The 22,503-nt window shown below is 71.4% G+C and carries 27 protein-coding genes; 11 read left to right on the plus strand and 16 right to left on the minus strand.

Annotation, left to right across the window (positions count from 1 at the left end):
- Positions 1-55: 55 nt before the first annotated feature.
- Positions 56-370: a hypothetical protein gene (locus tag GT358_RS03850; RefSeq protein WP_166581267.1), complete on the minus strand. Its 315-nt coding sequence runs from the start codon at positions 368-370 to the stop codon at positions 56-58.
- Between the two features lie 132 nt (positions 371-502).
- On the opposite strand from GT358_RS03850, the gene panC reads away from it, so the two are divergent.
- The 6 genes from panC (at position 503) to GT358_RS03880 (ending at position 4,698) form a co-directional block, all read left to right on the plus strand.
- Positions 503-1,357: a pantoate--beta-alanine ligase gene (gene panC, locus GT358_RS03855; protein ID WP_166581268.1), complete on the plus strand. Its 855-nt coding sequence runs from the start codon at positions 503-505 to the stop codon at positions 1,355-1,357.
- A complete protein-coding gene (gene panB / locus GT358_RS03860) occupies positions 1,354-2,169 on the plus strand; it encodes a 3-methyl-2-oxobutanoate hydroxymethyltransferase (protein ID WP_166581269.1) in 816 nt (271 codons plus the stop codon). The genes panC and panB overlap by 4 nt, the downstream gene beginning before the upstream one ends.
- Before the next feature lie 11 nt (positions 2,170-2,180).
- A complete protein-coding gene (locus GT358_RS03865; protein ID WP_166581270.1) occupies positions 2,181-3,167 on the plus strand; it encodes a quinone oxidoreductase in 987 nt (328 codons plus the stop codon).
- 108 nt (positions 3,168-3,275) lie between these two features.
- A complete protein-coding gene (ihfB, locus tag GT358_RS03870; RefSeq protein ID WP_166581271.1) occupies positions 3,276-3,581 on the plus strand; it encodes an integration host factor subunit beta in 306 nt (101 codons plus the stop codon).
- A gap of 60 nt (positions 3,582-3,641) precedes the next feature.
- Positions 3,642-4,016 (plus strand): LapA family protein, encoded by a 375-nt coding sequence (locus GT358_RS03875; RefSeq protein ID WP_166581272.1) that lies wholly within the window; start codon positions 3,642-3,644, stop codon positions 4,014-4,016.
- Between the two features lie 4 nt (positions 4,017-4,020).
- On the plus strand, positions 4,021-4,698 hold the full coding sequence (locus tag GT358_RS03880; RefSeq protein WP_166581273.1) for a phosphoribosylanthranilate isomerase: 678 nt from the start codon (positions 4,021-4,023) through the stop codon (positions 4,696-4,698).
- On the opposite strand, the gene GT358_RS03885 is transcribed toward GT358_RS03880, so the two are convergent.
- Complete coding sequence (locus GT358_RS03885; protein ID WP_166581274.1) at positions 4,695-5,297, minus strand: DUF4893 domain-containing protein; 603 nt, start codon at positions 5,295-5,297, stop codon at positions 4,695-4,697. The genes GT358_RS03880 and GT358_RS03885 overlap by 4 nt on opposite strands.
- A gap of 98 nt (positions 5,298-5,395) precedes the next feature.
- On the opposite strand from GT358_RS03885, the gene trpB reads away from it, so the two are divergent.
- From trpB to GT358_RS03905, 4 genes are all read left to right on the plus strand, one after another.
- Positions 5,396-6,622, plus strand: coding sequence for a tryptophan synthase subunit beta (trpB, locus tag GT358_RS03890; RefSeq protein WP_166581275.1), 1,227 nt, complete (start codon positions 5,396-5,398; stop codon positions 6,620-6,622).
- Positions 6,623-6,767: 145 nt separating this feature from the next.
- Positions 6,768-7,259, plus strand: coding sequence for a hypothetical protein (locus GT358_RS03895; RefSeq protein WP_166581158.1), 492 nt, complete (start codon positions 6,768-6,770; stop codon positions 7,257-7,259).
- 53 nt (positions 7,260-7,312) lie between these two features.
- Positions 7,313-7,687, plus strand: coding sequence for a hypothetical protein (locus GT358_RS03900; protein WP_166581276.1), 375 nt, complete (start codon positions 7,313-7,315; stop codon positions 7,685-7,687).
- A 42-nt stretch (positions 7,688-7,729) separates the two neighbouring features.
- Positions 7,730-8,260: a helix-turn-helix transcriptional regulator gene (locus GT358_RS03905; RefSeq protein ID WP_166581277.1), complete on the plus strand. Its 531-nt coding sequence runs from the start codon at positions 7,730-7,732 to the stop codon at positions 8,258-8,260.
- Here GT358_RS03905 and GT358_RS03910 read toward each other — a convergent pair.
- The 3 genes from GT358_RS03910 to GT358_RS03920 all read right to left on the minus strand — a co-directional run bounded on the left by GT358_RS03910 (position 8,242) and on the right by GT358_RS03920 (position 10,096).
- Positions 8,242-8,634, minus strand: a complete 393-nt coding sequence (locus GT358_RS03910) for a DUF2237 family protein (RefSeq protein WP_166581278.1) — start codon at positions 8,632-8,634, stop codon at positions 8,242-8,244. The two genes, GT358_RS03905 and GT358_RS03910, sit on opposite strands and share 19 nt — an antisense overlap.
- A 64-nt stretch (positions 8,635-8,698) precedes the next feature.
- Positions 8,699-9,388: an aminoacyl-tRNA hydrolase gene (gene pth / locus GT358_RS03915; protein ID WP_166581279.1), complete on the minus strand. Its 690-nt coding sequence runs from the start codon at positions 9,386-9,388 to the stop codon at positions 8,699-8,701.
- A 96-nt stretch (positions 9,389-9,484) separates the two neighbouring features.
- Positions 9,485-10,096, minus strand: coding sequence for a 50S ribosomal protein L25/general stress protein Ctc (locus tag GT358_RS03920; RefSeq protein WP_166581280.1), 612 nt, complete (start codon positions 10,094-10,096; stop codon positions 9,485-9,487).
- 166 nt (positions 10,097-10,262) lie between these two features.
- On the opposite strand from GT358_RS03920, the gene GT358_RS03925 reads away from it, so the two are divergent.
- On the plus strand, positions 10,263-11,426 hold the full coding sequence (locus tag GT358_RS03925) for an MFS transporter (RefSeq protein ID WP_166581281.1): 1,164 nt from the start codon (positions 10,263-10,265) through the stop codon (positions 11,424-11,426).
- On the opposite strand, the gene GT358_RS03930 is transcribed toward GT358_RS03925, so the two are convergent.
- The 11 genes from GT358_RS03930 to GT358_RS03980 form a co-directional block, all read right to left on the minus strand.
- Complete coding sequence (locus tag GT358_RS03930; protein WP_166581282.1) at positions 11,393-13,378, minus strand: alpha-amylase family protein; 1,986 nt, start codon at positions 13,376-13,378, stop codon at positions 11,393-11,395. The two genes, GT358_RS03925 and GT358_RS03930, sit on opposite strands and share 34 nt — an antisense overlap.
- Before the next feature lie 37 nt (positions 13,379-13,415).
- Entirely contained in the window at positions 13,416-14,603 is a 1,188-nt protein-coding gene (locus GT358_RS03935) for a peptidoglycan DD-metalloendopeptidase family protein (RefSeq protein ID WP_166581283.1), read from the minus strand.
- 60 nt (positions 14,604-14,663) lie between these two features.
- Positions 14,664-15,308, minus strand: a complete 645-nt coding sequence (locus GT358_RS03940) for a protein-L-isoaspartate(D-aspartate) O-methyltransferase (protein ID WP_166581284.1) — start codon at positions 15,306-15,308, stop codon at positions 14,664-14,666.
- A 3-nt stretch (positions 15,309-15,311) separates the two neighbouring features.
- On the minus strand, positions 15,312-16,103 hold the full coding sequence (surE, locus tag GT358_RS03945) for a 5'/3'-nucleotidase SurE (protein WP_166581285.1): 792 nt from the start codon (positions 16,101-16,103) through the stop codon (positions 15,312-15,314).
- A gap of 59 nt (positions 16,104-16,162) precedes the next feature.
- Positions 16,163-16,825 carry an SDR family oxidoreductase gene (locus tag GT358_RS03950; RefSeq protein WP_166581286.1) on the minus strand — a complete coding sequence of 221 codons (663 nt, stop codon included), beginning with the start codon at positions 16,823-16,825 and terminating at the stop codon, positions 16,163-16,165.
- Positions 16,822-17,391: a hypothetical protein gene (locus tag GT358_RS03955; protein WP_166581287.1), complete on the minus strand. Its 570-nt coding sequence runs from the start codon at positions 17,389-17,391 to the stop codon at positions 16,822-16,824. Before GT358_RS03955 ends, GT358_RS03950 begins: the two co-directional genes overlap by 4 nt.
- 44 nt (positions 17,392-17,435) lie before the next feature.
- Positions 17,436-17,807: a hypothetical protein gene (locus tag GT358_RS03960; protein ID WP_166581288.1), complete on the minus strand. Its 372-nt coding sequence runs from the start codon at positions 17,805-17,807 to the stop codon at positions 17,436-17,438.
- 170 nt (positions 17,808-17,977) lie between these two features.
- Positions 17,978-19,450: an amidophosphoribosyltransferase gene (gene purF / locus GT358_RS03965; protein ID WP_166581289.1), complete on the minus strand. Its 1,473-nt coding sequence runs from the start codon at positions 19,448-19,450 to the stop codon at positions 17,978-17,980.
- Between the two features lie 98 nt (positions 19,451-19,548).
- On the minus strand, positions 19,549-20,115 hold the full coding sequence (locus tag GT358_RS03970) for a CvpA family protein (RefSeq protein ID WP_166581290.1): 567 nt from the start codon (positions 20,113-20,115) through the stop codon (positions 19,549-19,551).
- 17 nt (positions 20,116-20,132) lie between these two features.
- Positions 20,133-21,482, minus strand: coding sequence for a DNA repair protein RadA (radA, locus tag GT358_RS03975; RefSeq protein WP_166581291.1), 1,350 nt, complete (start codon positions 21,480-21,482; stop codon positions 20,133-20,135).
- Between the two features lie 43 nt (positions 21,483-21,525).
- Positions 21,526-22,380 (minus strand): DNA repair protein, encoded by an 855-nt coding sequence (locus GT358_RS03980; protein WP_208103319.1) that lies wholly within the window; start codon positions 22,378-22,380, stop codon positions 21,526-21,528.
- Positions 22,381-22,503: the final 123 nt, after the last annotated feature.

Below are 22,503 nucleotides of genomic sequence, written 5' to 3' on the forward strand. Positions count from 1 at the left end.
GCGGCGCGGCTGGAGGCGACGCAACGCGGGCGGGATGCGACCGGTCGGCGCGGGATCAGCCGCCGGCGCGGCAGCGGCGCGCCCCGGCCTCGAGACCGCAGGAGAAGCCGGCTCCGCCCTCGCCCGCCCGCCGGATCGCGGGCGGAGACGGTGCCGCGGCGGCCGGGGCGAGCGGCGTCGTCTCCACGGCTGGCGGCAGCGCGGCCCCGGCGGGGCTGCTCGCCCACGGACGGCGCAGGAGCGGCTCGCCGGACGGGGCGCCCATGCCTGTCTGCGCGGCGGCCGGGGCAAGGTGGCGCAGGCCCAGCGCCCCTCCCGATCCGAGAACGAGAAGGGTTCCGAGACCGAGGATGACGAGGGGTCGGCGCATGGGGGGCTCCGGTCGGCTGACGGGACGGGTCTGACAGGACCGTGGGGCAGCGGCATGGCATCCCGATGGCATCCGTGCGCCGGGTTGCCGCGGCGCGGCGCGGGACCTAGAACCGGCGGCGGGAGGGGCGTCATGGAGATCTGCGGGACGGTCGAGCGGATGCGGGCGGTGCGCGCCGGCTGGAAGGGGGCCAGCGTGGCGCTGGTGCCGACAATGGGCGCCCTCCATCGCGGGCATCTGGCCCTGGTGGAGGCGGCGCACGAGCGGGCCGAGCGGATCGTTGCCTCCATCTTCGTCAATCCCACGCAGTTCGGCGATCCGGCAGACCTTGCCGCCTATCCGCGGGAGGAGGCGGCCGACAGGGCGCTGCTCGAGCAGGCGGGAGTGGACGCGCTGTTCCTGCCCTCCGTGGCGGAGATGTATCCGCCCGGTGCGGAGACGGTGGTGGAAACCGAGCGCCTGGCGGGGCTGTATCACGGGGCCGTGCGCCCCGGCCATTTCCGGGGCGTGGCCACGGTCGTCTGCAAGCTCTTGAACATCGTGCGCCCCGACATCGCGCTGTTCGGGGAGAAAGACTACCAGCAGCTGGCCGTCATCCGGCGGATGGTGCGCGACCTGTTCATCCCCGTGGAGATTGTCGGCGTGCCCACCCTGCGCGAGGCGGACGGCCTGGCGATGTCGTCGCGAAACCGGCGGCTGGGACCGGAGGACCGGCGCGCGGCCGCGGTGCTGTCGCGGGCGCTGGACCGCGCCGAGGCGCTGGCTGCGGAAGGCGCACCGGCCGAACGGCTGGCCGAGGCGATCCGCGAGGTCGTGGGCGCCGAGCCGCGGGCGCGGCTCTGCGGCCTCGACATCGTGGATGCCGAGACGTTCGAGCCCGTCGTGCGCACGATCACGCGGCGGGCAGGGATCATGCTGTCGGCCGAGGTCGGGGGCGTCCTGCTTCTCGACCAGCGCGAGGTCGGCCCGAGGGAGAGCGCGCCATGAGCACCGAGACCGCCAGACCCGTCCGCCGCGTCACCGTCCCGGAGATCCGCGCCCGCAAGGGGGGCGAGCCCATCGTGGCGCTGACCTCCTACCATGCGCATACCGCCGCCATCGTGGACCGCCATGCCGAGGTGATCCTGGTGGGCGACTCGCTCGGCATGGTGATGCACGGGATGGAGACCACGGTCGGCGTGCCGCTGGACCTGATGGTGATGCACGGCAAGGCCGTGGTGCGGGGCACGCGCCGTGCGCTGGTCGTGGTGGACATGCCCTTCGGCTCCTACGAGGAGAGCCCGTCGGTGGCGTTCCGCAACGCCGCGCGGGTGATGAAGGAGACGGGCTGCGGGGCCGTCAAGCTCGAGGGCGGCGCGCGCATGGGCGAGACGATCCGCTTCCTGACCGAGCGGGGCGTTCCCGTCATGGCCCATATCGGCCTGACCCCGCAATCGAGCCATGTCCTGGGCGGCTTCAGGACGCAGGGACGCGACGAGGCGACCTGGCCCGCCCATCTGGAGGATGCGCGCGTCGTGGCCGAGGCGGGCGCCTTTGCCGTGGTGGTCGAGGGCGTGGTCGAGCCGCTGGCCGCCCGGATCACCGCCGCCTGCCCGATCCCGACGATCGGCATCGGCGCCTCGGCCGCCTGCGACGGGCAGATCCTGGTGCTCGAGGACATGCTGGGCCTGAATCCGCGCCCGCCGCGTTTCGTCCGGGTCTATGGGCGTCTGGGCGACATGATCGAGGAGGCCGTCGCCGCCTATGCCGGAGAGGTGCGCGCGCGCGCCTTTCCGGGCGAGGATCAGGTCTATCGCTGAGGGGGGGGCGCATGGCGCGGACGGCAAGGACGGCGGTGCTGCGCCGGCAGGGGGGCGAGGACGCGATCGAGTGGGAGGACCGCGTGCTCTCCGATCCCGGCCCGGGCGAGGTGCTGATCCGGCACGAGGCGGTGGGCCTCAACTTCATCGACATCTATCACCGCAGCGGCCTGTATCCGGTTTCGCTGCCCTCGGGGCTGGGGACGGAAGCGGCGGGGGTGGTCGAAGCGGTGGGCGAGGGGGTGGAACATCTGCGCCCCGGCGACCGCGCGGCCTATGCCGGCGGGCCGCTGGGCGCCTATGCCGAGGCGCGCGTGATGCCGGCCGCGCCCGTCGTGCCGCTGCCCGAGGGGATCCCGGCCGAGGTCGCGGCGGCGGCGATGCTCAAGGGCCTGACCGTCCATTACCTGTTCCGCCGGACATGGCCCCTGAGGCGCGGCGACACGGTGCTGATGCTGCCCGCGGCCGGCGGCGTGGGGCTGCTGGCCTGCCAATGGGCAAAGGCCGAGGGAATCCGGCTGATCGCGGGGGCGGGCAGCCCCGAGAAGCGCCGCCTGGCCGAGGCCGAGGGCGCCTGGGCCAGCGTCGATTCGCGCGATCCTCCCGCCATGGCGGCCGAGGTGCGTCGCCTGACGGAGGGGCGCGGCGTGGACGCCGTGATGGACGGGGTGGGGCGGGAGACGTTTCTGGCCTCGCTCGACTGCCTGAGGCCGCTGGGCTGCATGATCTCGTTCGGCAATGCGAGCGGAAAGGTGGATCCCTTCGACATCGGCATCCTGGCGGCCAAGGGGTCGCTGATGCTGACCCGGCCCACGCTGTTCACGCACACGGCCGATCCGGCGGTGTTGCGGGCGATGGCCTCGGACCTGTGGGAGCGGATCCTGCGCGGCGATCTGCGGCCCCGGATCGAGCGCCGCCGCCCCCTCGCCGAGGCGGCGGAGGCGCAGCGGGAGCTGGCAGGGCGTGGAACCGTCGGCGCAACCGTGCTGATCCCCTGAAGCGAGCGGTTGGCACGACAAATCCCCTTTCGGCAGAGGTGTTTGGGTTGTAAGCTGAAGGATGTGGCGGCACTGGGCCCGCCCATCTGGTCGGTTTCAGGGGGCGCGATGATCCGGTCCGAACTCATTCACAAGATCGCGGACGAGAACCCGCACCTGACGCACCGCGACGTGGAGCGGATCGTTTCGGTGGTCTTCGACCGCATCATCGAGGCGATGGCCCACGGCCAGCGGGTCGAGCTTCGCGGCTTCGGCGCCTTCTCGGTCAAGCGGCGCGACGGCCGCATCGGTCGCAATCCCCGCACGGGCGAGGCCGTGGAGGTCGAGGAAAAGCACGTTCCCTTCTTCAAGACCGGCAAGGCCCTGCGCGAGCGTCTGAACGGCGGCACCGATCCGGGACCGGACCCCGACTGAGGGGCGTTGCGACCCGCACGGAGGACCGTATAAACCGAGCCGTCCGTGGGGAGGGCCGTCATGCACTATCTTCGCGTCGCGTTCTGGGGGCTCGTGGCCCTGGCGCTCGTCACGGTCGGGCTGGCCAACCGCGAGATCGTGACCCTGCGGCTCCTGCCCGAGGGTCTGGCGCAGGCGGTCGGACTGGCCGGGCTCGGCACGTCGCTGCCGCTGTTCCTGGTCATCCTGTTCGGCTTCACGCTCGGGCTTCTGGTCGGATTCGTGTGGGAGTGGATCCGGGAAATCCCGGAACGCGCCGCCGCGCGCGAGCGGGGCGAGGAGATCCTTCGGCTGCGGCGCGAGATCGCGCTGCTGCGGGGCGAGGCGGGACCGACCGCCGATCCGGTCGAGGCGGCTCTGGCCGCGACGGCGCCGGTCGCGGCGGCGCGGCGCTAGGGCGATGGCCTTCCGGGTGGTGCCGGGCGGGCCGGGACGGGTGCGGTTCAAGCTGTGCGGCCTGACCGACGAGTCTGCCGTCGAGGCGGCGGCAGCGGCGGGGGCGGCCTATCTGGGCTTCGTGTTCTTTCCGCCGTCGCCACGGAACCTGTCAGCCGCGCGGGCGCGGGACCTGGCGCTCGCGGCCCCCGTGGGGGTGGCCAAGGTGGGCCTGTTCGTCGACCCGGACGACGCTTCGCTGGACGCGGTGCTGGAGGCGGTGCCCCTCGACATGATCCAGCTTCACGGTCACGAGAGCCCCGAGCGGGCCGCTGCGATCCGGGCGCGCGTCGGGCTGCCCGTGATGAAGGCAATCGGGGTGGCCGGCGCGGCCGACCTCGGTCAGGTGGCATCCTTTGCGGGCGCGGTGGACCAGATCCTGCTTGATGCACGACCGCCCCGGGGCGCCGCCCTGCCCGGCGGCAACGGGACAGCCTTCGACTGGGCGCTGCTGCGCGGCTTTGCCTGCCCCCTGCCGTGGATGCTGGCCGGCGGCCTGAACCCTGCCAACGTGGCCGAAGCGATCCGGATCAGCGGGGCGCGGCAGGTGGACGTGTCCTCGGGCGTCGAGAGCGCGCCGGGGGTCAAGGACCCGGCCCTGATCCGGGCCTTTGCGGCGGCCCTGTCGGCGACGGCAGCCTAGCGGCTCAGCACCAGCAGGTCGAACTCGCTCTCGAGCAGGGGAGCAGGCATGAGCAGGCGCGCGCGGTCGGGCGAGGGCTGCTCCCAAAGACCGACCTGGGCGATGGTCTGGCCCGGCTCCTGCGGGGTCTGGTCGGCGGGAGGCAGCTTGGCATAGGGCATGGCAGGGCCGCCTGCCACGAAGCCCACGCCGAGATAGGCGGCCGAGAGACCCCCGTCGCCCGCCAGCAGATGACCGACGAGGCGCTGCGAGCCCGTGAGCTTCTCGATCCGCCAGCGGTCCGGGCCGTCGGCCGTCACCCGGCAGCGGAAGGCGCCATAGACGGTCAGCGGCACGAGGCCGCCCATCTTGATCGTGCGGCAGGACCATTCGCCCTCGGGGCGGATCAGGTCGGGCGTGCCGGCCAGGGCGTCGGTCAGAACGGCGATGTCGGCCGGATCGCCTGCGGCGAGCGCCTGGCGCAGCGCGCGGCCCAGATGGGCGTCGAACGCCTCCCAGCGTTCCGTGTCGGCCGGGCGCAGACCCGGGGGATGGGGCTGCGCGGCCAGCGGGAGGGCGAGCGCCCAGAGGGCAAGGCAGAGGACGGCGGCGTGGCGCATGGAAACCTCCGGTCTGGCGGGCGTCGAGGCGCGGCGCTGGACGGGCCGCTCCCGAAGCCCTAGATCGGGCCGAGCCGCGAGGGAAGGGGGGCAGCGCCATGCCGGAGGACCGGGTCAACAGCTACCGCACGGGGCCCGACGAGCGCGGCCGGTTCGGCCAGTTCGGCGGGCGTTTCGTCAGCGAGACGCTGATGCCCCTGATCCTCGATCTCGAGGCGGAATGGGAACGCGCCAAGGAGGACCCCGCCTTCTGGGCGGAGATGGACGACCTGTGGACGCATTATGTGGGCCGCCCCTCGCCGCTCTACTTCGCGCCGCGCCTGACCGAACGGCTGGGGGGGGCGAAGATCTACCTCAAGCGCGACGAGCTGAACCACACCGGCGCGCACAAGATCAACAACGTCCTGGGTCAGATCCTGCTGGCGCGCCGGATGGGCAAGACGCGCATCATTGCCGAGACGGGTGCGGGCCAGCACGGGGTGGCGACGGCGACGGTCTGCGCCAAGTTCGGGCTGCAATGCGTGGTCTACATGGGCGCGCACGACGTGGAGCGGCAGGCGCCGAACGTGTTCCGGATGCGGCTTCTCGGCGCGACGGTGATCCCCGTCACCTCGGGGCGCGGCACGCTCAAGGACGCGATGAACGATGCGCTGCGCGACTGGGTGACGAACGTGCGCGACACGTTCTACTGCATCGGCACGGTGGCGGGCCCGCATCCCTATCCGGCGATGGTGCGCGACTTTCAGAGCATCATCGGCAGGGAGGTCCGCTGGCAGATGGAGCAGGCCGAGGGACGCCTGCCCGACACGATCGTGGCCGCGATCGGGGGCGGGTCGAACGCGATGGGGCTGTTCCACCCGTTCCTCGACGACCCTTCGGTCCGGATCATCGGGGTAGAGGCGGGCGGCAAGGGCGTGGACGACCGGATGGAGCATTGCGCCTCGTTGACGGGGGGGCGGCCGGGCGTGCTGCACGGCAACAAGACCTATCTGCTCCAGGACGCGGACGGGCAGATCCTCGAGGGCTACTCGATCTCGGCGGGGCTCGACTATCCGGGAATCGGGCCGGAGCATGCCTGGCTGCGCGACATCGGCCGGGCGGAATACGTGGCCATCACCGACGCGGAGGCGCTGGAGGCATTTCAGGTCCTGTGCGCGACGGAGGGAATCATCCCCGCGCTCGAGCCGTCTCACGCGCTTGCGCATGTGATGAAGATCGCGCCGGGGCTGCCGGCGGACCACCTCATCGTGATGAACCTCTGCGGTCGCGGCGACAAGGACATCTTCACCGTGGCCAAGGCGCTCGGGGTGGAGGTGCGGACCTGACCGCGTAAACCCCGGTTTAGGCGCATCGGCCTCGAAGCCAGCGCGGGGCCGGTCGGCCGTGCGGTCAATGGCGCCCGCGACGGCGGCGTGGCGCCTTGATCCTGCGGGTTGGACCGCGACGCGTGATCGGACGGGAGACGGGACGATGCGATCGAAGTTGTTTGCGGCAGGATGCGCAGCCGTGGCGCTCTGGGCCGGTGCGGCGACGGCACAGGTGCCGGTCGAGCGCCTTCTGCGGGAAGTGCGCGATCTGGGCTTCACGCCCGTCGCGGTGGAGGCCGAGGATCGGACGGTGCGGGTGGACGCGATCCGGGAGGCGCTGTTCGTGACGCTCCTCTACGACCGGGCGACGGGCGAACTTCTGTCCCATGCGGTCGGCCGGGGAGCCGACCGGGTCCTGGTGCACGCGCCCGTGCCGCCGCTCCATGCCCCTGCACACGGTCTGCGCCGGCGGGGCGACGAGCCTGGGCGACATGGGCGCGGCCGCGGCTGGGACGATCATCCCCGCGACGATCGCGGGCGCAGCTGGCACGACGACCATCCTCACGACCGCGGACCCGGCCGCGGCCGCGGCTGGGACGACGATCCGGGCGAGCACGGCGGACGCGGACGCGGGCGAGGCCGAGGACGCGATTGAGATCGGGACGAACGCCTGACACAAGGGAACGGACGGCAGAGCCGGGGGGGACCATGGACACCCGCAGGCGGTTCGTGCTGGCGCTGGGCCTGTGGCTTGTCGGAGCGGCGTCGGCGGCTGGGCAATCCCCCGCCGATGCCGTGGTCGCGCAGTTGCGTGAACAGGGCTATGTGCAGTTCGAGGTGACGCGAACGCTTCTGGGCCGTATCAGGGTTGTCGCAAGCGGGCCGCCGGGCTGGCGGGAGATCGTCTTCAGTCCCGCAACCGGGGAGATCCTGCGCGACTACTGGAGCGCATCGGGAGGCAGGGCCGCGATGCCGAGGGTGTTCGACAGGACGGACGACAACCGTCCGTCGGAGGGAGGGCAGGGTCGCGGGCGGGGCCGGGGCCGGGGTGGAGACGATGGCGACGATGATGACGACGACTGAAGTCTGAGACTGGCGGCGCCGAACAGGGAGAGGGGCCTCCCCGTGCCATCACGCCTGACCATCGCCACGATCCTCGGGGTCCAAGCGGCTTCGGCCGCCCTCTTCATCACGCAGATCGTCTGCTCGATCCTCGGCATCGCGCCCTTTGCCTGGGTCGTGCACGAACTCACGGAGATCGCCGCCGTCGTCGGGCTGATCCTCGGCGCCGGCATGGGGGCGCTGCTGCTGCGGCGGAGCCACCTGCGCACGCAGGCGGCCGAGGCGCGTCTGCGGGCGGCCTCGGGGGCCTTCATGGAGCTTCTGGACGAGCGGTTCGCCGAATGGCGCCTGACCCCGGCCGAGCGCGACGTGGCGCTGTTCGCCATCAAGGGCATGAGCACGAGCGAGATCGCCGGACTGCGCGGCGTCAGCGAGGGAACCGTCAAGGCGCAGACCGCCGCCATCTATCGCAAGGCGGGCGTCAGCGGGCGGCCGCAGCTCCTGTCGCTCTTCATCGAGGATCTGATGGCCGGTCCGGTCCTGCCCGGGGAGGCACCGGCCGGGCAGGCGCTGGCTCAGTCGTCGGGCCGGTGATCGACCGCGTGCTCCTGCAGCACGGCCAGAGGCACCACCTCGAGCGCCCGCCGGTGCGTCGCCCTCAGCCGCACGGGCGGCGCGCAGCCCTCCTCGTGCGCCTGCAGGAAGCGTGCCGCACAGATACACCAGCTGTCCCCCGGTTTCAGGCCCGGAAAGCGGAACTCGGGCCGCGGCGTGCTCAGGTCGTTGCCGACATAGCGGGAGAAGGCAAGGAATTCCGCGGTCATCGTGGCGCAGACGGTATGCGAGCCGCGATCCTCCGGGCAGGTGTCGCAGGTGCCGTTGCGGAAGAAGCCCGTGACCGGATCGACGGAACAGGCTTCCAGGGCGCCGCCGAGAACGTTGATGCTGTCGTCCATCCGCAGGGTCATGGCGCTGGCTTTCGCTGGAATCGGAACAAGACAGGATGGTGTTCCGCGACGACCGGACAAGGCGTCAGCGGAAGCGGTCCGCAAGCCGCTGGAGCATCGTCCGCCCGTCCGGCGCCGTGTCGTCCGCGTCCGCTGCCGCGGAGGGGGCCGGGGGACGCGGCTCCGGTCGGGGTTTCGACGACCGGGGCGGATGGAGCCGCAGCGCCACGCGGTTGAGAAAGGCGGTGCCGTCCCCCCGGGCAAGATCCGGCGCCCCGTCCGCGATCCCCCGCAGGAGATCGTCGAGCCAGCCGGCCTCGGCCTTGGCGAAGTCGTGCAGCACATAGCCTGCCACGGCATCCTTGTGTCCCGGATGCCCGACGCCGAGCCGGACGCGGCGGAAGTCCGGTCCCAGATGGGCCTGGATGGAGCGCAGGCCGTTGTGCCCGGCATGGCCGCCACCATCCTTGACCTTCAGGCGGCCGGGCGGCAGGTCGATCTCGTCGTGGAACACGACGATCTCGGCGGGCGCGATCCGGTGGAAACGCGCAGCCTCGGCCACCGACTGGCCCGAGAGGTTCATGAAGGTCTGCGGCTTGAGCAGAAGGACGCGCTCGCCCCCGATGACGCCGTCCGCAACCAGTCCCTGGAAGCGGCTCCGCCAAGGCCCGATGCCGTGAGCTTCGGCGATCCGGTCGAGCGCCATGAAGCCGATATTGTGCCGGTTGCCCGCGTGGCGCGGTCCGGGATTGCCAAGGCCGACCCAGAGTTTCATGGCAGGCGTTCTAGCGTCCCGGCCCCTCAGCGCCAACTCCCCGGAAGGGAACGGGGCCCCGCAGGACCCCGTCCACTGCACGGGATCGACGGAGCCCTATTCGGCGGCAGGCTCGTCCACGGCGTCGGCGGCCCGCAGGCCCGAGGGAGCCGAGATGTTCGCGATCACGAAGTTGCGGTCGATGGTCGGTCGCACGCCGGCCGGCAGGGCAACGTCGTTGATGTGGATGACATCGCCCACCTCGCGGCCCGTGAGGTCCACGGTGATGTGGTCGGGAATGTCGCCTGCCGTCACTTCCAGCTCGACCTGGGGACGCACCACGACCAGCGTCCCGCCCCGCTTGAGACCGGGCGAGGCGGAGTGATTCTCGAACTGCACGTCGATGCGCAGGTTGATGCGCGTGGACGGCGAGATCCGCAGGAAGTCCACATGCGTCGGCAGGTCCTTGACGACGTGGCGCTGCACGCCGCGGCAGACGACGCGCTGGTCCTCGTGCCCCTCGATCTTGAGGTTGAACAGCGTGGACAGGAAATGCCCGGCCTTCAGCCGTTTCATCAGGACGTTGAACGGAATGCGGATCGGCAGGGGCTCCTGCCCTCCGCCATAGACGATGCCAGGCACGTCGCCGTCGCGGCGAGTCTGACGGGCGGCCCCCTTGCCCGTCCCCGTCCGCACCGTGGCGACGAGATCGGGGATCTCACCAGCCATTGGGTTGCTCCATCATTGGAGGGGCGGCCCTCCAAGGGTGTGCCGCCCCGGTTGAGGGCGCCCCCATACCGCGAGGCTCGCCCGAAGGAAACCCCTCGCCTGCCGGAGCCTTGCCCCTGCGTCCGGCCGCTGGCACAAGCGGGCACGCATCAGGGAGGCGCCGCCCATGTCCGTGCTGAACGCCGTCCGCCTGGCCGCGGCGCCCTCCCGCGCCTTTGCGGCGCTGGGCGGCTTCTGGGGCTGCTTTGCAGGCTATGTGCCCGAGATCAAGGCGGGGCTCGATGTGGGCGACGGCACGTTCGGGCTGCTGCTCCTCGGATCGGCCACGGGACTCGTCTCGGCGATGTGGCTGGCTCCGGCCGTGGACCGGGCGCTGGGTGCCCGGGCCATGCAGGTGCTGGCCGTCCTGTTCGCGGCGGTTTGGCTTCTGCCGGGTTCCGTGGGAAGTCCCGCGCTGTTCTTCGCCGTTCTCCTTCTGGTCGGGCTCACCTCGGGGCTTCTGGACGTCGTGATGAATGCGCGCACCTCCGAACTCGAGGCCGTGCACGGCCGGTCGCTGATGAACGCGGCCCATGCGATGTTCTCGGTGGGCTACACGCTCGGAGCGGTCTGGGCTGGTCTGGCGCGGGAGATGGGTCTGCCGGCGGTGGCGGCCCTCCTGACGGTGGGGGTGCTCGTGACGGCGGTCCTCGTGCCCCGGATGCACCTTGTGCCCGTTCGGGCGCCGGTTCCCGCCTCCGGGCGCGGAGCCTGGCCTGTCCTGCCCGTCCTGCTCTGCGGAGGCGTGGTCCTGTCGGCCTTCATGACCGAGGCGGCAACCGAAGCGTGGTCGGCACTGCACATCGAGCGAACGCTGGGCGGCCGCGCCGCCGAGGGTGCGCTGGGGCCGGCGATGCTGGGGCTCACCATGGCGATCGGACGGTTCGGCGGACAGGCCGTGGCCGAGCGCCTGAAGGAGGTGCAGGTGGTGGTGGCGGCCTCCGCTCTGGCCGCGTCGGGGGCGCTGGTCGCCGCGTGGGCCGTCGCGCCCTGGATGGCGCAGGCGGGTTTCGGCCTGTTCGGGCTCGGCGTGTCCGTCATCGGACCCATGGGCCTCGCGCTGGTCGGCAAGCTGGTCGCGCCGCACTGGCGGACCGAGGCGATCAGCAAGGCCGCCGTCATGGGCTTCTCGGGCTTCTTCTTCGCACCGGTGGTCATGGGCCTCGTGAGCGAGGCGGCGGGTCTGCGGGTGGCCTTCACGCTGGTGGCGGTCCTGGTCGCGGCGGCTGCGCCGCTGGCCGTCGTCCTGTCGCTGCGTCAGCCTGCGGGCGCCAGCCAGCGGGCGGCATAGGGCGGCAGGTCGAGCCGCCCCTCCGGCGCCTCGACGGTGCCGCCCCAGAGACGGTCGTGCCACGGTCCCGTGCCAATGGGCAGGCGGCCTGCGGGCACCAATGCGGGATGCTCGGTGAAGTTGAAGAGCCCGAGGACGGGAACCGCCTCGTGGGGGCGCAACACCGAAAAGAGCGCCCGGTCGCCCAGATCGACCACGCGCGTGGGAACGTGTCCGGCGAGGGACGGGCAGGCCGCCCGCGCCGCCAGGATGGTCCTGAGCCCGGCGGCAATGCGCGCGGCCGGGCTGTCGGGCTGGGACAGCCCCTCCTCGAGGGCGACCCAGTCCATGCGCGGCCGGTGCAGCCAGCGGCCGTCCGCCGCCAGATGCGGATCGCTGCGGAAGGACGGATCGTTGAGCAGGCCGATTTCGTCCCCCATGAACACGAGCGGAATCCCGCCATGGACGGCGATCAGCGCGTGGAGCATCAGGATGCGTGCCACGGCGTCGTCGATCCGGCCGGTCTCGCCCGACTCGAGGGCGACCTCCAGTCCGGCCAGCGACGCCAGCGTGCCGTTTGTGCGTCGGTCTCCTGTCACGGGATCGGGCTGAAAATCCTCGCCGCGCGCGAAGGAGCCGGGAAACGAGCCGTTGTAGAAATCTGCCAGAAAGGCCCTGTGGGCCGGGGCCGACAGGTCCGGGATGCCGGCGGCATCTTCGTCCGTGATGGCCCAGCCGATGTCGTCATGGCAGCGCAGATAGGTGACCCAGGTGGCGCGGCGGAAGCCCTCGGGAAAGTGCCGCCCCAGCACATGTGTCATCAGGCGCGTGTCCCGCGCAGCCAGCGAGGACCAGGCCTGCACCATCAGGCTGTTGTGATAGGCCAGCTGGCAGACGCGTCCCTCGTGCCGTCCCTGGCCCAGATAGGCGACGAGGTCACGGGGGCCGACGATCGCCTCGGCCTTGTGGATCACCGCCGGGGCCGCGGCGCGTGTGGCCTGGACGAGGATCTGGAGCAGGTCGTGGACTTCGGGGAGGTTCTGACAGGTCGTTCCCAGCCGCTTCCACAGAAAGGCGACCGCATCGAGCCGGAACACCTCCACCCCCCGGTTGGCGAGGGTCATGATGATGTCGAGAAACGCGAGAAGGACCTCCGGGTTCTCCCAGTTGAGATCCCACTGGAAGGTGTTGAAGGTCGTCCAGACCCAGCGGCCCATCGTCGGCTCCCATGTGAAGGAGCCGGGTGCCTGCGCGGGAAAGATGTCGGGCAGGGTCTCCGCATAGCGCCGCGGAAGGGTGTCGTCCTCGAACAGCCGGTAGAAGGCCCGGTAATGCGGATCGTCCGCCCGCGCGGCCTCGGCCCAGCGATGCTCGCGCGCCGTGTGGTTGAGCACCAAGTCGATGCAGAGCGAGATGCCGTTCGCCCGGAGGGTTCGCGCGGCCGCCTCGAGATCGTCGATGCTGCCCAGGCGCGGATCGGTCTCGGTGTAGTCCATGACGGCATAGCCGCCGTCGCTGTCGCCGGGGCGTGGCAGGAGACAGGGCATCAGGTGCAGGTAGGTGATCCCCAGCGTCCTGAGATAGGGGATCCGGTCGGGCAGGTCCCGAAAGGTTCCGGCAAAGCGGTCGACATAGCAGACATAGCCCGCCATCCGCTCGGAGAGGAACCATTCGGGGTCCACGTCCCGCTCGAGATCGAGCGCGCGCAGGTCCTGCGGCCGCGCGCGCCAGTGCGCGTACAGCAGATCGCGCATCCTGCCCAGAAGGGCGTCCACGTCGTGCGCCGGCGCGTAGAGGCGATGAAGCGGTCCCTCGATCTCGCGCAGCGCCCGCCGCCAGCGCAGCTCGAAGAGGGGGTGGGCTGCCCGCGGGCGGGGTCGCGGGCGGGGGAGCGATGGATCGGCCGGACCGGCCCCTTCGCGGGCGGCCCTGACGAACTTCTGCGCCGGCGGCGAGGGGTCGCGGTCGCTCATGGCTGCCGCGGTTCCGCGCTCGCGCCGGATGCCCCGATCACGGGAGGAAGTCGGTCGGGTCGGTGCTCTGCATGCCGCGGCGCACCTCGAAATGGAGGAAGGACGGATCGCCTTCGCGCACCCGGCCGATGGTCTGGCCGCGGCTGACCTGCTGATCCTTCTGAACCGTCAGACGGTCGAGATGGGTATAGACCGTGAGAAGATCGCCGGCGTGCCGGATCACCACGATCTGGATCCCGTCCGTGTTTGTCGTGATGGCGGCGACGGTTCCGGCATCCGCGGCCTTGACCTCGGTCCCGGCGGGCGCGCCGATGTCGATGCCTTCGTTGCGACCGGGCGCATAGGCGCGGATGATCGGCCCCTGAACCGGCATGACCAGCCGCGAGGCGGGCGCCGCCGTCTGCTCCCGTCCGAGGTCCTGGGGAACGGGCGCGGGCGGCGGAGGCGCTGCCGTCGAGGCGGGAGCAGGGCTCTCCTGCGGCAGCGGAGCGGCTGCGCTCGGGGGAACGGGCGTGGGACTGCCTTCGCCGGGCTGGGGGGTCGCGGCGGCCGGGCTGGCCTCGGGCGTGGGCGGCACGAGAAGGAACTGGCCTTCTCGCACGGCCAGATCGGACCCCAGTCCGTTCCATTCGGCGACGGTGCGCACGGGCACGCCATAGAGCCGCGCGACGGAATAGGCGGTCTCTCCGCGCTGAACCTGGTGGCGGATCGGCTCGACGCCGGCGGGCGGGCCGCTCTGAGTGCCGAAGGGGGGCGGGGCCGCGGCCGGCGTGGCGGCGGGAGAGGCGGAGAGCGGGGTCGTGGTCACCGCCGCTGCCGGAGCGGGCGCGGCGGCCGGAAGCGTCGCCGGAAGGGGTGCGGCCGGTGCCGCGGCGGGACTGGCGGCCACGGGGCGGGGCAGGGCCACCAGCTCGTCGCGCCGCAGCGGAGTGTCGGTCGTCAGTCCGTTGAACGCGGCGAGTTCCTGCGCATCGTAGCCCAGCCGCGCGGCGATGGTGGAGACGGTGTCGTTCGGCTGCGCCACGGCAACCTGGTAGTTGGGATAGCTGATGACTCCGCGCGCATCGGGGGCAGGCCGCTCGGGCGCAGCCAGCGCCGCCTCGGTGGTGGAGAAACCCCCCGCCAGGTCGCGCATGTCCATGTCGAGGGGGCGATCGCAACCCGCTGCTGCCGCCAGCGCCACACCTGCCCACCATGCGCGCAAGACCACGACCCGTTCAGCCATGCCGCTCGCCCCCATTCCGTCCCGCCCGGGAGCCGCTGTCCGGCCCCACCTTGTCGCGCCTCAATCCTGCCCCAGCCCCTCCACCAGAGGGACAAAGCGGACCGGGCGCAATTCGTCGTACTCGAATCCCCGTTCCCCCGTGCGTGTGACGCGCAGGAGGGTCTGGACCGCGTCGCTCTGCCCGACCGGCAGGACCATGATGCCACCGATGCGCAACTGGGCCAAGAGGGGGCCGGGCGGGTCCTCGGCCGCCGCGGTCACGAGGATGCGGTCGAAGGGCGCCTGATCGGGCAGGCCGTGGCTGCCATCGGCCGTCAGCGCGGTGATGTTGTGCAGGTTGAGCGCCTCGAACACCTCGCGCGCAGCGGCGACAAGGCTGCGGTAGCGATCCACCGTGTAGACCCGGCGGGCGAGCAGCGACAGGATCGCCGCCTGATAGCCCGACCCGGTCCCCACCTCCAGGACCTTGTCGCGCGGAGAGACCGACAGGGCCTGGGTCATCAGCCCGACGACCGAGGGCTGGGAGATGGTCTGCCCGCAGGCGATCGGCAGGGGCACGTCCTCGTAGGCCCGCGATGCGAAGAGGCCGCGCACGAACAGGGCCCGGTCGATCCGCTCCATGGCGTCGAGCACGCGCGGATCGGTCACGCCGGCGCTGCGGAGCGCCAGAAGAAGCCGCGCGGCCGCCTGGGGATCGCCGGTCACGGCTCAGGGCTCCGCCAGCGCCCGCGACAGGGCGTCCAGCGCATCGTGCGCCGTCAGGTCGGCCCGGCAGGGGGTGATCGCGATCAGCCCGTCCAGATTGGCCTCCACATCGGTGCCCGGTCCGGTCCGTTCGTCCTGTGCACCGCCCTTGACCCACAGGAACCGTCGCCCCGAGGGCGAGACATGAGGCTCCACGCTGTGGGCGGAGCGGGTGCGGAAGCCCTGCCGCACGACGGCCGATCCCCGCACGCCCGCCGCGGAGCAGGGCGGGAAGTTGACGTTGTAGAAGAGCCTGTAGGGCCCTTCATCCCAGATCCCGCGCTCGAGCAGGCGGCGGACGATGGCGACGCCGTGCCGTGCCGCGGCTTCGAAGGGATCGTCGAGGCGAACGGTGCCCGGTCCCATGAACTGCGACAGGGCGATCGCCGGCAGTCCCTGCAGCGCGGCCTCCATCGCTCCGCCCACGGTGCCGGAATAGACGGCATTCTCGCCCGCGTTGTTTCCCCTGTTCACGCCCGAGAGCACCAGATCGGGGCGCCGCCCCTCGAGCACGTCATAAAGGCCGGCCAGCACGCAATCGGCCGGCGAACCCTCGGCCGCGAAGCGGCGCTCGTCGAGCCGCGAGATCATGGTCGGATGGGTATAGCTGATCGCATGGGCCACGCCCGACTGCTCGAAGGCCGGAGCGACCGTCCAGACCTCGCCCTCGGGTCCCGCGACCTCGGTGGCGATCGCCTCGAGCACACGCAGGCCGGGCGCGTTGATGCCGTCGTCGTTGGTGATGAGGATACGCATGGGGGCTCCCGGTCCGCCCCCCTCCTAAGGGAGCGGGACCAGACCGGCAAGCGTCCCGCTCATCCGCAGGACAGGCCGTCCAGGATGACCGGCAGAAGGCGGGCGGCCTCGGCCTCCGGCCGGGCCAGCGGTGCCCGATCCTCTCCGGGGAAGAAGCGGGCGCGGAGGGCCGTCGCCATCGGCCGGGGCGAGAGCACGAGGACCCGCGGCCCGATCCGCTCGCCCTCGGCCGCCCAGGAGCGGGCCAGCGCGATCTGGGCGGCCTTGGTGGAGCCGTAATGGCCGAAGAACTTCTCGCCCCCCCTCGGGTCGTCGAAGAACACCGCCCGGCCTTCGGCCCCGATGAGGGGCGAGAACACGGCGATCAGGTCCGCCGTGGCGCGCAGGTTGACGGCGATGCAGCGGTCGAGATCCTTGGGCGCAAGGTGACCCGCAGGGGCGAGAGGGCCGGCATGAACGGCCGTGTGGACCCACAGGCCGATCCGGCCCCAGCGGTCGAAGATCGCCCGCGCAAGCTGCCGCATCGCATCGCCCTGGGTGATGTCCATGGGCGCAAGCGTGGCTTCGAACCCGTCCGACCGGATCGCGTCGTCCAGCTCCTCGAGCGCCCCCTGCGTCCGGCCGACCGCCACCACGTGATGCGTCCGCGACAGCGCACGGGCCAGGGCGAAGCCCAGCCCCCGGCTTGCCCCGGTCACGAGGGCGACGGGCCGCGCGCTCATCGTTCCGGCTCCGTCGGGTTGTGACGGACCCTGATCTCGGCCCGTGCGCTCTCGAGGTCACCTTCCGCCCCGATCCAGCCCGCGAAGGTCTCGAAATCCTCCTCGAGCGTTTCGAGCCTCATGGAGAGGACATGCGTCTTGTCCCGCAGGAAGTGATCGATGTTGGCCTCGATCGTCTCGATCATGTCGCGGCAGGCGTCGATCAGGGGCGGCACGGGCGGACGCCGGAGATGTCGGGCCAGGATCCCCTCGCGCCAGGCCTTGGCCAGCCCCTGATGGGCCCGCGCGGCATAGCTCGCGGCAACCTCCGCAGGATCACGCGACAAGTGGACATAGGCCGCCCGGTCGCCCCAGGCGCGGTCGAGCCGGCCCAGCATCCAGGCCAGCCGGTTGTCCACCTCGATATGCCGCGGCGGGACGGCGAACCGCGCCTCGCCCAGAAGGTGGGTGCGCGATTCGTGCGCGACGGTCCAGTTGCTCAGATGCGCGCAGGCCCGCGCGAGCGTGGTGGAGCCGCACCGGCCGGTGCAGAGAACGAACACCGTGTCGGGAAAGGGGATCGACATGAGCGCCTCTTGCCCGCTCCGGCTGGAGGGCGCAAGCGGCGCGCTCAGCCCGGCAGGGTCAGCACGACCTCCACGCCGTTGCGCTGGAGCCGCAGCGATCCGTTGCCGATCGCCGAGACGCGCGAGCCGCGGACCTCCGCCCCGCGCTCCACCCGCACCACTTCGCCGTCGATCAGCCGCAGCAGGGCGGAGGGGCCGTCCGGTCCGTCGAAGAGGCCGAGCAGCACGGTGCGACCCAGATCGACCGCCCCGCTCTGGGTCGCGTTCTCGCCGACCTCGGCGGGAAGGGCAGGCGGCCCGTCGGATCGGGCCTGGGGACGACGGGCAGGGGCCTGGGCGAGCCGCTCGTCCCCGGCCTGCGGGCGCGCGACGGGGCGCAGGGGCAGAACCCCGTCGGAAAGGGAATCGTCGGACATGGTCTCGTATCGCCGGTCTTCTGATATGTCGGGCGGAGCCGTTCCACCGGGACCGGCCCTCTTGCATGGCAGTCCGCAGAGGGAAACAGCACCCCGCCGATCCGCCGGCTGTCGGCATCCTCCCGCGCGGACGTGCCGACCGGCTCGGCACGAACCGGCCGATCAGGCCGCTATTCCGCGGCCTGGCTGGCCTTGAGCGTCTTGGCGATCCGGTCGGACGGAGCGATGGGATAGTCGCCCGAGAAGCACGCGTCGCAATAGCGCGGATTGTCCGGATCGCGCCCCTGGGCCTCGCCCACCGCGCGGTAGAGGCCGTCCAGCGAGATGAACCGCAGCGAGTCCACCCCCAGATGGGCGCGCATCTCCTCCTCGGTCATGGAGGCGGCGAGCAGCTTGTCGCGGCTGGGCGTGTCCACCCCGTAGAAGCAAGGCCAGGCCGTGGGGGGAGAGGCGATGCGGAAATGGACCTCGGCCGCACCCGCATCGAGGATCATGTCCTTGATCTTGCGCGAGGTCGTGCCGCGCACCACGGAATCGTCCACCAGCACCACGCGCCGGCCGCGCACCAGCGCCCGGTTGACGTTGAGCTTGAGGCGCACGCCCATGTTGCGGATCTGTTCGGTCGGCTCGATGAAGGTGCGCCCGACATACTGGTTGCGCACGATCCCCAGGCCGAAGGGAATCCCCGACTGGGCCGCGTAGCCGATGGCTGCGGGCGTTCCCGAATCGGGCACGGGACAGACCAGATCCGCCTCCACCGGCGCCTCGCGCGCCAGTTCGCGGCCGATGGCTTCTCGTGTCTCGTACACGCTCCGGCCTCCGATCAGCGAATCGGGCCGCGAGAAGTACACGTGCTCGAAGATGCAGAACCGCGGCTTCTGCGGCCGGAACGGGAAATGTCCCTGCGGTCCCGCCTCGGCGGTGATGACGACCATCTCGCCCGGCTCCACCTCGCGCAGGAACTCGGCGCCCACGATGTCGAGCGCGCAGGTCTCGGAGGCGAGCACCCAGCCCTGCCCGAGCCGGCCCAGCACGAGCGGCCGGATGCCCAGCGGATCGCGGCAGCCGACCAGCTTGGTCCGCGTCATGGCGACGACAGAAAAGGCGCCTTCCACGCGGCGCAGCGCGTCCTCCATCCGGTCCACGAGCGAGCGGCCCATCGAGCGCGCCATCAGGTGGATGATCACCTCCGTGTCGGACGAGGACTGGAAGATCGCCCCCCGCTCGATCAGTTCGCGCCGCAGCGACTCGGCGTTGGTCAGGTTGCCGTTATGCGCGATCGCCGCGCCGCCCAGGGCGAATTCCCCGAAGAAGGGCTGGACGTTGCGGATGACGGCCGGACCCTTGTCGCCCGAGGTGGAATACCGGACATGGCCGATCCCCAGACTGCCGGGCAGCGTCTCCATGACCTCGCGCGAGGTGAAGCTGTCACGCACATAGCCCATGCGGCGCGCCTGGTGGAATCCGCCGTCGGGTTCGTAGGTGACGATTCCCCCGGCCTCCTGCCCGCGATGCTGGAGCGCGTGGAGGCCGAGTGCGACGAAGCTCGCGGCGTCTGCCACGCCGATCACGCCGAAGACCCCGCACTCCTCGCGCAGGTGGTCCTCGCCGAGGGGATCGAACGGGGTGCCGGGAAGGGGCATGGTCGCGGCTCCGGTGCGGGAGTGGCGGCAGGGCCTCTCTAGGCCCTTGCGGCCGTCCTGTCACGTCCGGCGGACGCGCTCCAACGGTCCTGTGACCGTCATGTGCCGGCGGGCGCCGCGCAGGAGGCGACCAGATCCTCGTATTGCCGCGTCAGCCAGGCGATGGCCGCATCCGGGTTCTGCTGGGCCAGCCGGTCGGTCAGGCGCGAGAACACCGCCGCGGCGCGACTGTCCTCCACGACAGCCAGACCCTGGGCCGCCAGAACGGTCTCGTACACGAAGAAGGCGATGGCCACGAGCAGCACGCCGCGCGCGACGCCGAACAGGAAGCCCAGACCCTGATCGATCGGTCCGAGCGCCGAGCGCTGAACAGCGCCCGAGAACAGCGGCGTGAAGATGGCGAAGACCACCAGCGCCACCGCGAAGACCGCGGCAAAACCGCCGAGGATCGCCAGCTCGCAGGAATCGCCGATGAAATCGCCCAGAACGGGAAGCTGCCGGACCAGCGGCACAGCTTGCGGCGCGAAGACGAAGGCGAGGATCGCCGCGCCGATCCAGCCGGCGATCGCCAGAGCCTCGCGCACGAAGCCGCGCGAATAGGCGAGCAGCGCCGAGATCACGATGACCAGCGCCACCGCGCCGTCGATGTAGGTGAAGCCTTGCATGCCCCTCGCTCGCCTTGTCACGTCTGCCCGAGATGGAGCCGTATGGCGGAGACCAGGTCCGGAATCTCGCGCAGGCGAAGGCCGGAGCCGGCCGCGCGCTTGGGCAGCACCGGCAGGATGGCGGAGGTGAAACCAAGTTTCGCCGCCTCCTTCAACCGGTTTTCCGTCTGGGCCACGGGCCGCACGGCGCCCGACAGGCTGATCTCGCCGAACACGACTTCGTGCGGCTCGAGTGCGCGCTGCGCCTGTGCGGACACCAGCGCCATCGCCACGGCCAGATCGGCAGCCGGCTCCGTGATCCGCAGCCCGCCCGCGACATTCAGATAGACGTCGAGCCCTCCGAACGACAGCCCCGCCCGCGCGTCGAGAACGGCCAGCAGCATGGCAAGCCGACCGCCATCCCATCCGACGACCGACCGTCGGGCCGAGCCCGGCGCCGCCGGGGCCACCAGCGCCTGGATCTCGCACAGGATGGGCCGCGTGCCCTCGATGCCGGCAAAGACGACCGAGCCGGGAGCGGGCGTGCCGCGTTCGGCCAGAAACAGCGCCGAGGGGTTGCGCACCTCCACGAGGCCGCGCCCTGTCATTTCGAACACGCCGATCTCGTCGGCAGGGCCGAAGCGGTTCTTGACCGCGCGCAGGATGCGGAACTGGTGCCCGCGATCGCCCTCGAAATAGAGCACCGTATCGGCCATGTGCTCCACGACGCGCGGGCCGGCCAGTGCCCCCTCCTTGGTCACATGGCCGACCATGACCACGCTGACACCCCGCGACTTGGCGAGCATCGTCAGCTCGTGCGCACAGGCCCTGACCTGCGACACCGATCCCGGTGCGCTGTCCACGCTGTCCAGCCACATCGTCTGGATCGAGTCGATGATCGCCAGATGGGGCCGTTCCTCCTCCAGCGTGGCGAGCACGTCGCGCAGGCCGGCATGCGCAAGCAGGCGGACGGGGCTCTCCGTCAGCCCGAGCCGGGCGGCCCGGATCTGGACCTGCGCGGCCGATTCCTCGCCGCTGACATAGAGCACGCGCAGGCCGTTGCGGGCGAAGCGGGCGGCGGCCTGAAGCAGCAGCGTGGACTTGCCGATGCCGGGATCGCCGCCGAGCAGCAGGGCGGAGGCAGGAACCAGGCCACCCCCCAGCACGCGATCGAGTTCCGCCACGCCCGCTTCGGTCCGCGGCGGAGGCGGCTCTGCCGTGGCCAGGTCGGTGGGCTGGAGGAGGCGCCCGCGTGCCGGCTGTCGCGGTCGGGCGGCGGCCGCATCCTCCACGAGCGTGTTCCAGGCGCCGCAGGCATCGCAGCGGCCGGACCACTTGGGATGGCCCGCGCCGCATTCGGAACAGACAAAGCCACGGTCGCGCGCCATGCGCCCGATCTGGGCGATGACGCGCCGTCTTGCAAGCGGTGGCCTACTCGGCCGCGGGCTTCACCGCCATCGGCAGGACATTGTCGGGGCGACGCACCGACGGACCGTGCCGGAAGGCAGGCTCCTCCGCGGCTGCCGACGGCTCGACGGCCGGCGTGGCTGCGGCAGGCTCGCGCGTCGGACCGTCGCCCTCGAAGCTGTAGCCGAGCGCCGGCAGGATCTCGTGAAGCTGTTCGTCGAGCTGCTGGAGTTGCGAGGCCACCGTTGCTTCCTCCAGTTCCACCTGGCTGTTCCAGCGCATGATCTCGCGCATCGTCGCCAGGGCCTCCTGGATGCGCTTCTGCTGCTCCTCGGCTTCCTTCTGCCGCTGGGCGAGGAAGTCGCGCGCCCGCTGCACGCGCTCTTCGGAATAGATCTGCGCGAGGCGATGCGATTGCTGCGACATCTGCGCGGCCACCGTCAGCACATCCGCTTCCAGCAGCTTGAGGTCAGGATGGTCGCGCAGCCATTCGAGGCGCTCGCGCACGGCATCGAACTCGCCCGAGAGGGTGAAGACCCCCTGACGGTCGGCCATGTGGGCAGCGTGATAGGCCTCGGCCACGTCCCTCATCCCGATGCGGAAGTCGCGATGGCTCTTCTCGAGGGTCAGCACACGCAGGCTGGACGGGAAGAAGGCCGTGATGAGCACGAGAAACAGCGTCAGCCCGATCTGCGCCCACATGCCGAAGGCGGCCAGTTCGATCGCGCCCCAGCGCGCGTCGAGCTCGAGCCACGGCCAGAGTCCCAGCAGCGAGCCGAGCGTGATGCCGACCATGCCGACCGCCGCGAGACCCAGCGCATAGAGAGAGACAGCGTGCAACACGCGGCCGAAGGTTTGCAGCGTCGTCCCCATACGCATCCCGGTATCCTTTCGCCCTACCGCAAGCACTCCCGAGGCCCGGCCGGAAAGGCGGGCGCTCACCGGAACAAGGACCCGGGAGGCTCGGCGGTTCCCCGCCGAAGCGCGGGGAGGAGGAAAGTG

The sequence above is a fragment of the Rubellimicrobium sp. CFH 75288 genome (genome assembly GCF_009904055.1).
Classification (GTDB): domain Bacteria; phylum Pseudomonadota; class Alphaproteobacteria; order Rhodobacterales; family Rhodobacteraceae; genus Rubellimicrobium.

Bases quoted from the DNA above. Each gene is read 5' to 3' on its own strand.
- GT358_RS03850 (WP_166581267.1), bottom strand. From the start codon at position 370: ATGCGCCGACCCCTCGTCATCCTCGGTCTCGGAACCCTTCTCGTTCTC.
- panC (WP_166581268.1), top strand. From the start codon at position 503: ATGGAGATCTGCGGGACGGTCGAGCGGATGCGGGCGGTGCGCGCCGGC.
- panB (WP_166581269.1), top strand. From the start codon at position 1,354: ATGAGCACCGAGACCGCCAGACCCGTCCGCCGCGTCACCGTCCCGGAG.
- GT358_RS03865 (WP_166581270.1), top strand. From the start codon at position 2,181: ATGGCGCGGACGGCAAGGACGGCGGTGCTGCGCCGGCAGGGGGGCGAG.
- ihfB (WP_166581271.1), top strand. From the start codon at position 3,276: ATGATCCGGTCCGAACTCATTCACAAGATCGCGGACGAGAACCCGCAC.
- GT358_RS03875 (WP_166581272.1), top strand. From the start codon at position 3,642: ATGCACTATCTTCGCGTCGCGTTCTGGGGGCTCGTGGCCCTGGCGCTC.
- GT358_RS03880 (WP_166581273.1), top strand. From the start codon at position 4,021: ATGGCCTTCCGGGTGGTGCCGGGCGGGCCGGGACGGGTGCGGTTCAAG.
- GT358_RS03885 (WP_166581274.1), bottom strand. From the start codon at position 5,297: ATGCGCCACGCCGCCGTCCTCTGCCTTGCCCTCTGGGCGCTCGCCCTC.
- trpB (WP_166581275.1), top strand. From the start codon at position 5,396: ATGCCGGAGGACCGGGTCAACAGCTACCGCACGGGGCCCGACGAGCGC.
- GT358_RS03895 (WP_166581158.1), top strand. From the start codon at position 6,768: ATGCGATCGAAGTTGTTTGCGGCAGGATGCGCAGCCGTGGCGCTCTGG.
- GT358_RS03900 (WP_166581276.1), top strand. From the start codon at position 7,313: ATGGACACCCGCAGGCGGTTCGTGCTGGCGCTGGGCCTGTGGCTTGTC.
- GT358_RS03910 (WP_166581278.1), bottom strand. From the start codon at position 8,634: ATGACCCTGCGGATGGACGACAGCATCAACGTTCTCGGCGGCGCCCTG.
- pth (WP_166581279.1), bottom strand. From the start codon at position 9,388: ATGAAACTCTGGGTCGGCCTTGGCAATCCCGGACCGCGCCACGCGGGC.
- GT358_RS03920 (WP_166581280.1), bottom strand. From the start codon at position 10,096: ATGGCTGGTGAGATCCCCGATCTCGTCGCCACGGTGCGGACGGGGACG.
- GT358_RS03925 (WP_166581281.1), top strand. From the start codon at position 10,263: ATGTCCGTGCTGAACGCCGTCCGCCTGGCCGCGGCGCCCTCCCGCGCC.
- GT358_RS03930 (WP_166581282.1), bottom strand. From the start codon at position 13,378: ATGAGCGACCGCGACCCCTCGCCGCCGGCGCAGAAGTTCGTCAGGGCC.
- GT358_RS03935 (WP_166581283.1), bottom strand. From the start codon at position 14,603: ATGGCTGAACGGGTCGTGGTCTTGCGCGCATGGTGGGCAGGTGTGGCG.
- surE (WP_166581285.1), bottom strand. From the start codon at position 16,103: ATGCGTATCCTCATCACCAACGACGACGGCATCAACGCGCCCGGCCTG.
- GT358_RS03950 (WP_166581286.1), bottom strand. From the start codon at position 16,825: ATGAGCGCGCGGCCCGTCGCCCTCGTGACCGGGGCAAGCCGGGGGCTG.
- GT358_RS03955 (WP_166581287.1), bottom strand. From the start codon at position 17,391: ATGTCGATCCCCTTTCCCGACACGGTGTTCGTTCTCTGCACCGGCCGG.
- GT358_RS03960 (WP_166581288.1), bottom strand. From the start codon at position 17,807: ATGTCCGACGATTCCCTTTCCGACGGGGTTCTGCCCCTGCGCCCCGTC.
- purF (WP_166581289.1), bottom strand. From the start codon at position 19,450: ATGCCCCTTCCCGGCACCCCGTTCGATCCCCTCGGCGAGGACCACCTG.
- GT358_RS03970 (WP_166581290.1), bottom strand. From the start codon at position 20,115: ATGCAAGGCTTCACCTACATCGACGGCGCGGTGGCGCTGGTCATCGTG.
- radA (WP_166581291.1), bottom strand. From the start codon at position 21,482: ATGGCGCGCGACCGTGGCTTTGTCTGTTCCGAATGCGGCGCGGGCCAT.
- GT358_RS03980 (WP_208103319.1), bottom strand. From the start codon at position 22,380: ATGCGTATGGGGACGACGCTGCAAACCTTCGGCCGCGTGTTGCACGCT.